At 61.9% G+C, this 10,722-nt stretch carries 11 protein-coding genes; all 11 read right to left on the minus strand.

The window, feature by feature from the left end; translation table 11 throughout:
• Window positions 1-4: 4 nt before the first annotated feature.
• Entirely contained in the window at window positions 5-661 is a 657-nt protein-coding gene (locus ACRC1E_RS14595) for a sugar transferase (protein ID WP_438515831.1), read from the minus strand.
• On the minus strand, window positions 658-1,821 hold the full coding sequence (locus tag ACRC1E_RS14600) for a DegT/DnrJ/EryC1/StrS family aminotransferase (protein WP_438515832.1): 1,164 nt from the start codon (window positions 1,819-1,821) through the stop codon (window positions 658-660). Before ACRC1E_RS14600 ends, ACRC1E_RS14595 begins: the two co-directional genes overlap by 4 nt.
• 143 nt (window positions 1,822-1,964) lie before the next feature.
• Window positions 1,965-3,200 (minus strand): glycosyltransferase family 4 protein, encoded by a 1,236-nt coding sequence (locus tag ACRC1E_RS14605; protein WP_438515833.1) that lies wholly within the window; start codon window positions 3,198-3,200, stop codon window positions 1,965-1,967.
• 15 nt (window positions 3,201-3,215) lie between these two features.
• Window positions 3,216-4,331 carry a glycosyltransferase family 4 protein gene (locus ACRC1E_RS14610; RefSeq protein ID WP_438515834.1) on the minus strand — a complete coding sequence of 372 codons (1,116 nt, stop codon included), beginning with the start codon at window positions 4,329-4,331 and terminating at the stop codon, window positions 3,216-3,218.
• Window positions 4,332-4,338: 7 nt separating this feature from the next.
• Window positions 4,339-5,421: a glycosyltransferase gene (locus ACRC1E_RS14615; protein WP_438515835.1), complete on the minus strand. Its 1,083-nt coding sequence runs from the start codon at window positions 5,419-5,421 to the stop codon at window positions 4,339-4,341.
• On the minus strand, window positions 5,411-5,986 hold the full coding sequence (locus ACRC1E_RS14620; RefSeq protein ID WP_438515836.1) for an acyltransferase: 576 nt from the start codon (window positions 5,984-5,986) through the stop codon (window positions 5,411-5,413). The genes ACRC1E_RS14615 and ACRC1E_RS14620 overlap by 11 nt, the downstream gene beginning before the upstream one ends.
• On the minus strand, window positions 5,983-7,257 hold the full coding sequence (locus ACRC1E_RS14625; protein ID WP_438515837.1) for a lipopolysaccharide biosynthesis protein: 1,275 nt from the start codon (window positions 7,255-7,257) through the stop codon (window positions 5,983-5,985). The genes ACRC1E_RS14620 and ACRC1E_RS14625 overlap by 4 nt, the downstream gene beginning before the upstream one ends.
• On the minus strand, window positions 7,258-8,355 hold the full coding sequence (locus tag ACRC1E_RS14630; RefSeq protein ID WP_438515838.1) for a DegT/DnrJ/EryC1/StrS family aminotransferase: 1,098 nt from the start codon (window positions 8,353-8,355) through the stop codon (window positions 7,258-7,260).
• Window positions 8,356-8,457: 102 nt separating this feature from the next.
• Window positions 8,458-9,024 carry an acyltransferase gene (locus ACRC1E_RS14635; RefSeq protein WP_438515839.1) on the minus strand — a complete coding sequence of 189 codons (567 nt, stop codon included), beginning with the start codon at window positions 9,022-9,024 and terminating at the stop codon, window positions 8,458-8,460.
• 79 nt (window positions 9,025-9,103) lie between these two features.
• Window positions 9,104-10,162, minus strand: a complete 1,059-nt coding sequence (locus ACRC1E_RS14640; RefSeq protein ID WP_438515840.1) for a Gfo/Idh/MocA family protein — start codon at window positions 10,160-10,162, stop codon at window positions 9,104-9,106.
• Window positions 10,163-10,164: 2 nt separating this feature from the next.
• On the minus strand, window positions 10,165-10,722 hold a 558-nt coding region (locus ACRC1E_RS14645; protein WP_438515841.1), incomplete at its 5' end, for a nucleotide sugar dehydrogenase.

The following is a 10,722-nucleotide window of genomic DNA, read 5'->3' on the forward strand; positions in this document are numbered from 1 at the left end:
GGATTCAGCGCAGCACGATTCTGAGCAGCGTCGCCATAATAATCTGCACGTCTTCCATCAGGCTGTGGGTCTGCGCATAGCGCAGATAAAAATCCAGCTTCTGGGGCAGGATTTCGTCACGGTAAGCCGCCTCGGGGTCAGCGGCGGCACCCAGAATCTCGTTCTCGTCTATCATACGGATCGACGCCCAGTCGGTAATCCCCGGGCGCACCGACAGCACGATATCGCGCACCTCGGCCGGATACAGCGCCACATATTTGGGCACTTCCGGGCGCGGGCCGACCACACTCATATCCCCCAGCAATACATCGATCAGCTGCGGCAATTCGTCCAGTTTGGTTTTGCGTAGCAGGCGCCCGGCGCCGGTCACGCGCGCGTCCTTCCCCACCGTCAGCTGGCCAAGGCCTTCGGCGCCGAGCTGCATGGTGCGAAACTTATGGATGCGGAACAACACCCCGCCGCGCCCGACCCGCAACTGGCGGAAAAACACAGGCCCGGGCGAATCGGCCTTGACCCACAAGGCTACGCCCAGCAGCAAGGGGCCGAGCAAAAGCAAGCCCAGCGCCGACGCCAATACATCAAAGGCTCGCTTGAGCGTGCGCGAACCGTGGCCGCGCGGCGCGCAGCAGGGTGCGGCAGAACGGGAATCCGGCAGACTCATGCGCCCAGCACCTCGCGCACCGCCGCGATCACCCGGCTCTGGTCTTGTGAACTCATGCGCGTATACAGCGGCAAAGTCACTTCGGCTTCAAACGCCGCTTGCGCCGCCGGATAGTCGGTTTGCGTCAATGCATAGCCATCGCGCCACACCGGGTGCAGGTGTAAGGGAATAAAGTGTACCGAGCAGCCGATGCCGCGCTCGGCCATCTGCACGATAAAGTCGTCGCGCTGGATACCGGCCTCGGGCTTGAGGCGCACCGGATACAGATGCCAGGCGTGACTGCTTGCCGCGTCGTCCGGGCGCGCCGGCAGGATCAGCGGCAGATCGGATAGCTCGGCGTCGAAGCGCGTCGCCATCTCCTCACGCTGGGCATGGAAGCGGCCGATTTTTTTGAGCTGGTGGATACCCAGCGCAGCGGCGATATCGGGCATGTTGTACTTGAAGCCGGGCGCGACCACCTCGTAGAACCAGGCCGGCGTCTTCGACTGGTAGCGGTCGAAGGCATCGCGGCTGATGCCGTGCAAACGCATCACCTTGCAGCGCGCGATCAGGTCCTTGTTTTTAGACACCACCATGCCGCCCTCGCCGGTGGTCATGGTCTTGTTGGCGTAAAAGCTGAATACGGTTACATCCGAATCCAGCGCGCCTACGAGCGTGCCCTTATAGCGCGTCGGCAGCGCATGTGCCGCGTCTTCCACCACCTTGATGCCGTGTTCGCGTGCCACGGCAATGATCGCGTCCATATCGCAAGCGAGGCCGGCGAAATGCACCGGCATCACCGCACGGGTCTTGGCCGTGATCGCGGCGCGAAAACCCGCGGCCGTCATGTTCAGCGTCACCGGGTCGACATCGACAAATACCGGATCGGCCCCCAGATAACGCACCACCTCGGCGGTGGCGGTAAAGGTGTAGGTCGGCACGATCACCTCGTCGCCCGGACCGACGCCGATAGACTCCAGCGCCAGATGCAGGCCGGCGGTGGCGGAGTTGACCGCAATCGCCTCGACGCCGTCGCCGATAAATTCGGCAAAATCGGCCTCGAACTGGCGCGTCTTGGGGCCGGTCGTCACCCAGCCGGAACGCAGGGCGTCGACGACTTCGGCAATCTCTTCCTCCCCGATATCGGGTAGGGCAAACGGCAGGAATTTGGCTTCGCTCATCATCATTTCCATCATCAGACTGGCGGGTTACGGCTTGCGGCCTGACCCACAATTATTGTCGTGTAGGGCGGGTTAGCCGCCCTCAAGCGGCGTAACCCGCCATCCAATTCATCATCCACCGGTGGGTTACGCCCCCTGCGGGGCTAACCCACCCGGCAGCAGGCATCTAGAAACCGCCGCGCCAGCACCTTGTAATCGTGATTGGCCAGCACATACTGGCGCCCGGCAGCGCCCATGCGTCCGCGCGCATTCGGCGCCAACGCCATCATCGATCGTACCGCACCGGCAATCGCGTCGGCGTCTTCACTGGCCACGCTGATGCCGCAACCGGCGGCCGCCACAATGTCGTTGCCGGCGTCGACCGAGTGGATCACCGGCTTGCCGGCCATCATGTAGTCGAACAGCTTGTTCGGGTTGATGCCGAAGCGGTAGATCGGCAGTTTGCGCCAGCCGATATAAAGCGCGTCCATCTCGGCGAGAAACGCCGGCACCGCGCGCTTGGCGATAGATGGCAGGAACACGACATTATCCAGCCCCAGCGCTTTGGCCTCGGCCAGCAGCGCCGCCTTGTCCGGGCCGTCGCCGACCAGCACGAAAGTCACCGGTGCGTCATGCAGCCGGCTAGCCGCCTGCAGCAAAAAGTCGAGCGCATTGGCCAGGCCATGGCCGCCGGCGTAGCCGACCAGAAAACGCTTGTCGGCCTTGAGCCTGGCGATGGCCTGTAGGTGCTCTGCCGGCAGCGCAGCACTCGTTCCCTGCCACTCGGCCACATCGACGCCATTGGGCACCACCGCGTACTTGGCCGGATCCATGCCGTGCGCCACCATATAGTCGCGCGCACACGGCAACATCGATATCACGGTATCGGCCTTGCGATAGCCGAAGTCTTCGGCCCATTGCAACAGGCGGATAAACGGGTGTTTGGGACTCATGCCGCCCACTTCCACCGGCGTCAGCGGCCACAAATCATGCACCTCGTACACTAGGCGCGCACCGGTCTTGCCGGCGATAAAGGCGGCGGGAATGGTATCCAGCGGATAGGTACTGGAAGCGATCACCAGATCCGGCTTCCACTCGCGCAGGAAACGCCCGGACAAGCCCATCACGCGGCGCAAAAAGGCGAAGATATTGATCACCCGCCCGGTGCCGTTGCCGTCGTAGGCCGGTGTTTTGCACCAGGTATAGCGGATGCCGTCTATCAGCTCATCGGCGTACTTGCTGCTCAGCTGCGGATTATGCTGGCGCAGATGCGACACATCGGCGGCGACGATGGTGACCTCGTGTCCGGCGCGTACCCATTCGCGCGCCAGATAATAGGGGCGAAACTCCATGCCGTGCTTGGGCGAGCCGGCATAGTGGTTGATATAGAGTATTTTCATTGTTGTTATGTGGGTTTACTGCGGTGATACGGCCGGCTGCAATGTCCGGTACAAGGCGACCAGTTTTTCCCCTTCGGCCGCCCAGCTATATTTGGCCAGCACCGCTTGGCGCCCTGCTTCGCCCATGGCGCGGGCGCGCTCTTCGTCGCCCATCAGCTCGCCTATCGCGGCGGCAATGGCCTGCGGATCTTGCGGGTCGACCAAGAGGCCGCAGCCGGCATCATCCACAATCGCGCGCCATACCGGAAAATCGCTGGCAATCACCGGCATGCCGGCGGCCATGTATTCGAACAGCTTGATCGGCAGCGCGTCGACGTAATTGGGGGTCGGAAACAGCGTCACCAGACCGATCTTGGATTTGGCCAGCACTGCCGCCACGCCTTGGCGGTCGAGCACCCCCAGATCATTGACCCGTGCCCAGCCCGGCTCGCGCTGCATGCTCTGCTGCAGGCCGGCTTCGCTCCACAGCCCGGCCAGATTCAGGCGCACATGGGTGTCGGGCAAGGCGGCGATAATCGGTGCGATGCCGCGTATGCGCGAGATACTGCCCAGATAGCACACCTCGTTGCGTCGCGACTCCCATGCCGTATCACGCACCAGCTCGCTCAGGATAGGGAAGTTGCAGATGGCTACGCTATTGGCGTTGCGTGACAGAAAACGGTCACGGATATGCGGTGTCGATGTGACGATGGCGTCAAAACGGCTGACCGCCCAGTCCTCGATCCGCTCGAAGCCGCCGGCGACCAGCGGGCGCGCCCTATCCGGTATCCAGTGCTTGCCCAGAATCTGGCGCGGCATGTCTTCGTGCACGTCGTAAACCACCTTGATGCCGGCCTGCTTCAGGCGCAGCGCCGCCGGCAACAGCTCGGGGTCGTGAAAATGCACCACATCGGGCTGCAAGGCCAGCGCCGCGACGTAAATCCGTTTGACCGTAGCGGTCATGCGCGCAAGACGCCCGCCCGACTTGGCGCCGACATCATGAATGCGCACCCCGCTTTTTATTTCTTCGCCCAGTCCGTCGGCGACGACCAGGGTGACGTCAAAGCCGGCATCGGCCAGCGTGGCGCATTCCTTTACAAAAATACGGATATCGTGGCGCGGGTGGGCGCTGGTCAGGTGGACAATTTTCATCAGGGTTTCAATGTGTTTTTTTCGGTAGCAGCGTGCGGTACAGGGCGGCAAATTGCGCCATATTGTCGCGGTGCAAGGCTTTTTTGCTGATCAGTTTGCGGTTGAGCACGGCCACTTCATCCAGCGCGGCATCGTCAGCCGCCATCTCCATGGCCTGCATCAAGGCCGCATCCAGATGCCGCAGATCTTCGGCGATCCGGCCATTGAGGCCATCGATCACCCATTCGAGATTGGCCGGCAAATTGGAGAGCAATGGCAAGCAGCCATGGCCCATGGCTTCCAAGAGGCTGATACTGGTTGCATCCGATTCCGGCACGCTGACAAATACGCGGCTGTCGCGGTACAGGGCAGCCAGTTCGGAGGCCGGCACAAAGCCGGTAAAGTCGACCCGTATCAACCCCAGGGAGGTGGCCAATGCCTGCAAAGCCGGGCTTTCGTCGCCGCTGGCTGCCACCGTCAAGCGCCAGTCAGGGTAGCGACCCGAGGCTTCGACCCCGGCCCAGGCTCGCAAAATGGCATCGATGCGGTACAGCTTTTTGTGCAGGCGGCACGACAGCACCCGTTTGGCCTTGGCTACCGAGGCTTGTGCTGCGGGCAGGGCATCCATGCCGTAATTAAGGATGGCGATGCGCTTGCCCCCACCTCCCAGTTCACGGATCTTCGCCGCCATATGCAGCGAGTCCGAGGTAATCAGGTCGGCGGCGGCCAGATTGGATTTCACCATCTGCCCCATCAGCGGGTTTTTCTCCGGCAGCAGCAGCACATCCGAGCCCCAGGTGGTCAGCATCAGCGGGATGCCCAGGCCACGCGCCGCCCGCGTTGCATGCCAGGCCACGCTATTGGCCTGATGGATATGTACCAGATCCGGCTTGATGGACTTCATCCAGCCGCGCATCTTCCCCACCGCCGAAAACGACGAGAAGCGGAAATCGACCCGCAGCACGCCGGCAAGATTAGGCGGGCGGCGACCCTCGGGCACTTCGCCATTTGTTGCCAGCCAGACTTCGCCCACATGCGGGGCGATGCCTTCCAGAAAGCGCCAGGTATGCACCGAGGCCGAACCGACCAGCAGCAAGCGTTCAACTTTCATGGGCCCATGCCTCGTACAGGGGTTTCAGTTCCGGATGCGCCGCCAGAAACGGGGCATCGCGCTCGCGGGTGTCGCCCACGATACGGGCCGGATTGCCGGCCAGTATCGCAAAATCGGGGTAGTCGCCGCTGGCGACCTGCGCATAGGCCGACACCAGCGTGCCCTTGCCCAGACGCACGCCCGGCATCAGCACCGAATGCGGGCCGATAAAACTGTAAGCGCCGATCAGCGACGGCTTTTTCAGATAGCCGACATGGTTGTGGTGATCGAGATAGCCGGCGCCATACAGGCGCAGCGTATCGTGGCTGGAATGGGTCAGCAGCGACACATGGTTGGTGATCTGGCAGCCTTCACTGATATACAGGCCACCGGAGGCGTCCACCATATTGAAGTGGCCGATAAAGATATTGTCTTCGAGCTGCAGCTTGTGCGGGTGCTCGATGCGCGTCATGTTGGAAATGCGCACGCGGCGCAGAAATACACCGTCAGCCCGGGTGAAACCGGCCAGCATGCGCGGGCCGATCAGGCCGGACAGGCGAAAACGGAGGCGATCCCATAGTTTCATGGCCGCACCGCCCGCCATAACCAGACGAAGTAACAGGAGAAATAGAGTGTCATGACTACCGAGACTAACGCAAAAGCGGCACTCACGTCCTGCCACAGGCTAAATCCGCCCCATAGTGCCCCCAGAAACAAGGCACTGCCGGCAATGGTGAATGCAAAAGCCGTGCGCTGACGGTTGATCACCAGCGGCACCATCCCCAAGGGCGAGGCGACAAAATGAAACAGGATATAGGGCGACAAGGCACGCGCATAATTGCCGGCAGCACGCCAGTCCTCTCCGAATACCCAGGCAAACAGGCTGTCGCCCCACAGCATGATGACGATAAAGGGCGGCAAGGCCAGCACCGACAAGATAGCCAGTGTCTTGTTCAGATAAGGCAATAGCGACTCGCCGCGATTCTTCGCCGCCGCCATATCGCGATAGGCGACCTGCGCCACCGCTTGCCCCACCAGCGCCGCCGGCAGTTTCAGTACCCGCATCATCAGCCCATACAGCCCCACCGTTACCGAACCGGACAATAGCGTCAGCGCAGTGACGGCCAGCGTGTCCTGCAAGGCCCCGACAAAGGCATGCGGCGCATTGATGCGCGGAAACTCGCTGTACTCGCGTGCCACCGCGCGCATTGTTTCACCGCTAACATCCCGCCGCCAGCCAAAACGGCGGCGGATATCGTGCCATGCCTGCACCATAAGCGACGCGCTCTGGCCGACCAATTGCCCCAGCACCAGACCGACCGCGCCCAGGCCGGCAAAACCGGCGCCCAGCTGGGTCGCCGTCATCCCCACCGCCAAGGCCATGCGTCCGCCGGCATTGGCGCGGTAATGCTGGTGACGGTTGTTCCAGCTATTCCATGCCTGCATGGCACCGGCCAGCAGCAAAGATAGCGGCAGCCACAACAGCAGATTGGCTAAAGCCGGCTCCTGTGCCAGCTGCGCCAGTTCGCGATGCCCGAACAACACCGCCAGCAATACCAGGCACGACAAGCCTAGCGACAGCCACAGCGACAAGCCCATCAAATTGGCGGCACGACGTTCGTCGTCCGGCAGCACGATCGCCATATCGTAGCGCCCGGTCATCAGCACGGCCAGATTGGAAAGCCAGGCCACATAAATGGCCAGCACACCAAATTCAGCCGGCGTATACAGACGTGTCAATAGCGGTGAAGCCGCCAGCGGCAGAAACTGCGCAATGGCAGCCCCGCCGGCCAGTGTCGCCACATTACGGGCAAAGCTGCCGGCTGCCAGTGCCTTCAGGCGCAATATCAAGGCCACTTATCGCAGCGCCTGCCTGACCGCAGCCACCACCGCATCCTGAGTCGCCTCGTCCATAAACGGATGCATGGGTAGGCTCATCACGCGCTGGCCAGCGGCTTCCGCCAGCGGGAAGCTGCCCGCCCCCTGCCCCAGATAGGCAAACGCCGGCTGCAGATGCAATGGAATCGGATAGTGTACGGCGGTGGGCACGCCGGCTTCTTTCAAGGCCGCCTGCACCGCTTCGCGCTGGTCGATTTCAATGGTGTACTGCGCATAAACATGGCTATTGCCTGCGCCTATCACCGGCACGCGCGCGACATCCTGCAGCAGTTCGCTGTAGCGGGCGCCGATGCGGGCACGCGCCTCGACTTCATGCTGGAAGCTGGGCAGTTTGGCCAGCAGTACCGCCGCCTGAATGGTGTCGAGGCGGCCATTGAGGCCAATCACCGGATGGTGGTAGCGCCGGTCCTGACCATGGATACGGATTTCGCGCATTTTCTTGGCAAGCAGTTCGTCATTGGTAAAGCAGGCACCGCCGTCGCCATAGCAGCCCAAAGGCTTGGACGGGAAGAAGCTGGTGCAGCCTATGGTACTGAGGTTGCCCGAACGCTTGCCGTGCTGGCTGGCGCCGAAGCTCTGCGCTCCGTCCTCGATCACCGCGATGCCGTGCTTTTCGGCGATGGCATTGATGGCGTCAAAGTCGGCACACTGGCCATACAGGCTGACCGGCATGATGGCGCGGGTACGCGGCGTGATCGCCGCCTCGATCAAGGCCGGATCGAGGTTGTAGCTGACGGGGTCGATATCGACAAATACCGGCTTGGCGCCCATCAGTGCGATCATTTCGCCGGTGGCGATAAAGGTAAACGGGGTGGTGATCACCTCGTCACCCGGCTGGATGCCCAGTGCCATCAGCGCAATCTGCAAGGCGGCGGTGCCGTCACACACACCGATGGCATGCTTGGCGCCAACGTAGCTGGCAAGCTCGCGCTCAAGCTCGGCCACTTCCGGCCCCATGATGTACTGGCCATGATCGAGCACGGCATGGATGCGTGCGTCGATATCGGTTTTAAGATGCTGGTACTGCGCTTTCAGGTCGATAAACTGGATGGACATGCTGGAACCTTGTTGCCGCTTGGGCAAAAACCAAAAATAGGTGATGGATCGCCTCGTGACGATGGGTGACGGCCTATGGCCTGACCCACCCGACGACAAGGCTCAGACGGGCGTGCAGCTATTGCCGCTGATCTGGTAGCGCGAGCCGCAGGCCGCACACTGCTGCTCGCCCAGCGAGCTGCTGATACGCTCGCCACACTGGCAGACCCAGCCCAGGCGGTGTGCCGGCGTGCCGACCATCAAGGCATAGGGCGGCACATCTTTAGTCACCACTGCACCGGCACCGATAAAGGCATACTCGCCTATGGTATGGCCGCAGACCACGGTGGCATTGGCGCCTATGGTCGCGCCTTTTTTCACCACCGTGCGGCGGTAGTCATGCTTGCGGCTGACATGGCTGCGCGGATTGTTGACATTGGTAAACACCATGGACGGGCCGCAGAACACATCGTCTTCCAGTGTGACCGCGTCGTAGATGGACACATTGTTCTGCACCTTGACGTTGTCGCCGATCAGCACATCGCCCGCAACAAACACATTCTGCCCGAACGAACAGCGCGCACCGATGCGTGCACCGGAAGAGATATGCACCCAGTGCCAGACGCGGGTGTCGTCACCGATTTGTGCACCGTCGTCGACGATGGCGGTGGAGTGGATAGTGGCAGTCATCACAACCTTATTCATGAATGGCCGGCGCAAAAAGCAGGCCGCAAGCAGCAGCGCCTGCATCGCACCGGCAATGGCGGGCTCAGTAATCCAGCGGCAGGCTGACGCGGCGGCCGTCGCGCGCCGACAAATACATGGCGATCAGCAGTTCCAGCGACTTCAGGCCCTCGCGGCCGTCGGTTTCCGGCTCGGCTTCGCCGCGCATGGTCTTGATCACATTGTCGAAGTACAGCGGATGGCCGAAACCGTAGACGCTGGTGGTGGCATAGCTGACATCGCCGATCTCTTCATCCATCGCATGCGGGGCATCGAATTCCCAGTGCTGGATTTCGTTGACCGCCAGACCGCCGACGCGGACCGAGCCCTTCTCGCCCAGAATGGTGATCGAGCCTTCCAGATTCTTGGGGTAGGTGAGCATGGTGACGTTCATGCTGCCCAGCGCGCCCGAGCGCCATTTGACGCTGACGGTGCCGGTGTCTTCCACCTCGATATTGCGCGCCAGCGTAGCGGTATACGCCTGTACGCTTTCGACCGGGCCGATCAGCCAGTCCAGCAGATCGACATAGTGGCTGGCCTGGTTCATGAAAGCACCGCCGTCGAACTCCCAGGTGCCGCGCCAGGCAGCGGAATCATAATATTCCTGCGGACGGGTCCAGAACACATTGACGTTGACCATATAGATACGGCCGAAACGCTGCTCCTGCATCGCGCGCTTGAGTAATTGCAAGGTGGCGTTGCGGCGGTTCTGTTTGACCACGAACATGCGTTTGCCAGCCTTGTCGGCGGCTTTCACCATCTCGAGGCCGTCTTCCCAGCGCGTGGCCATCGGTTTTTCGGTCATCACGTGAAAGCCGGCTTCCGAGCAGGCGATGCTCTGCGCCGGATGCAGGCCGGACGGCGTAGTCAGGATCACGATGTCGGCATTGCTGCTGGCCAGCAAGCTCTTCAGGTCGGCGTGACCACGCGCACCGGTACGCGCCACCGCAGCCTGCAGTGCCTCGGGGCGAACGTCGCAGACATCGACGATTTCGGCGCGCTCGGCGTGTGTTTCCAGCGAGGCAAAATGGTTTTGCGCGATGCGGCCGCAGCCCACCAGCGCAAAGCGGATCTTGCGATCGGTAATGGTTTCGTATGCGTGCATGATCAGGCCTTCACGATATGGTCGGCGGGGTCGAGGAATTTGCCACGGCTGTCGACGATCAGCTTGGCATGTTTCTCAAGCATGGCGTAGTCGAAACGGTCGTGATCGGTGGCCAGCAGCACACAGTCGTAGCCGGCCACAACTTCAGCCGTCAGCACCACGCTGGCGAGCTCGAAGTGGTGTTCGCGCATTTTGGGGAACACCGGCACATGCGGGTCGCTATAGGACACTTCGGCGCCCAGATCACGCAGTTTTTCCATCAGGAAGACCGACGGACTTTCGCGCATATCATCGACGTTCTTCTTGTAGGCAATGCCCAGCACCAGTACGCGGCTGCCGTTGATCGCCTTCTTGCGGGTATTGAGTGCGGAGGCCACCTTGGCCACCACCCAGTCCGGCATGCCGGAGTTCACTTCGCCGGCCAGCTCGATGAAACGGGTATTGACGCCGTATTCGCGTGCTTTCCAGGTCAGGTAGAACGGGTCGATAGGAATGCAGTGCCCGCCCAAACCCGGGCCCGGATAGTAGGGCACGAAGCCGAACGGCTTGGTCGCGGCGGC

This window comes from Craterilacuibacter sp. (assembly GCF_051659485.1).
GTDB lineage: Bacteria > Pseudomonadota > Gammaproteobacteria > Burkholderiales > Chromobacteriaceae > Craterilacuibacter.

Bases quoted from the DNA above. Each gene is read 5' to 3' on its own strand.
- ACRC1E_RS14595 (WP_438515831.1), bottom strand. From the start codon at position 661: ATGAGTCTGCCGGATTCCCGTTCTGCCGCACCCTGCTGCGCGCCGCGC.
- ACRC1E_RS14600 (WP_438515832.1), bottom strand. From the start codon at position 1,821: ATGAGCGAAGCCAAATTCCTGCCGTTTGCCCTACCCGATATCGGGGAG.
- ACRC1E_RS14605 (WP_438515833.1), bottom strand. From the start codon at position 3,200: ATGAAAATACTCTATATCAACCACTATGCCGGCTCGCCCAAGCACGGC.
- ACRC1E_RS14610 (WP_438515834.1), bottom strand. From the start codon at position 4,331: ATGAAAATTGTCCACCTGACCAGCGCCCACCCGCGCCACGATATCCGT.
- ACRC1E_RS14615 (WP_438515835.1), bottom strand. From the start codon at position 5,421: ATGAAAGTTGAACGCTTGCTGCTGGTCGGTTCGGCCTCGGTGCATACC.
- ACRC1E_RS14620 (WP_438515836.1), bottom strand. From the start codon at position 5,986: ATGAAACTATGGGATCGCCTCCGTTTTCGCCTGTCCGGCCTGATCGGC.
- ACRC1E_RS14630 (WP_438515838.1), bottom strand. From the start codon at position 8,355: ATGTCCATCCAGTTTATCGACCTGAAAGCGCAGTACCAGCATCTTAAA.
- ACRC1E_RS14635 (WP_438515839.1), bottom strand. From the start codon at position 9,024: ATGACTGCCACTATCCACTCCACCGCCATCGTCGACGACGGTGCACAA.
- ACRC1E_RS14640 (WP_438515840.1), bottom strand. From the start codon at position 10,162: ATGCACGCATACGAAACCATTACCGATCGCAAGATCCGCTTTGCGCTG.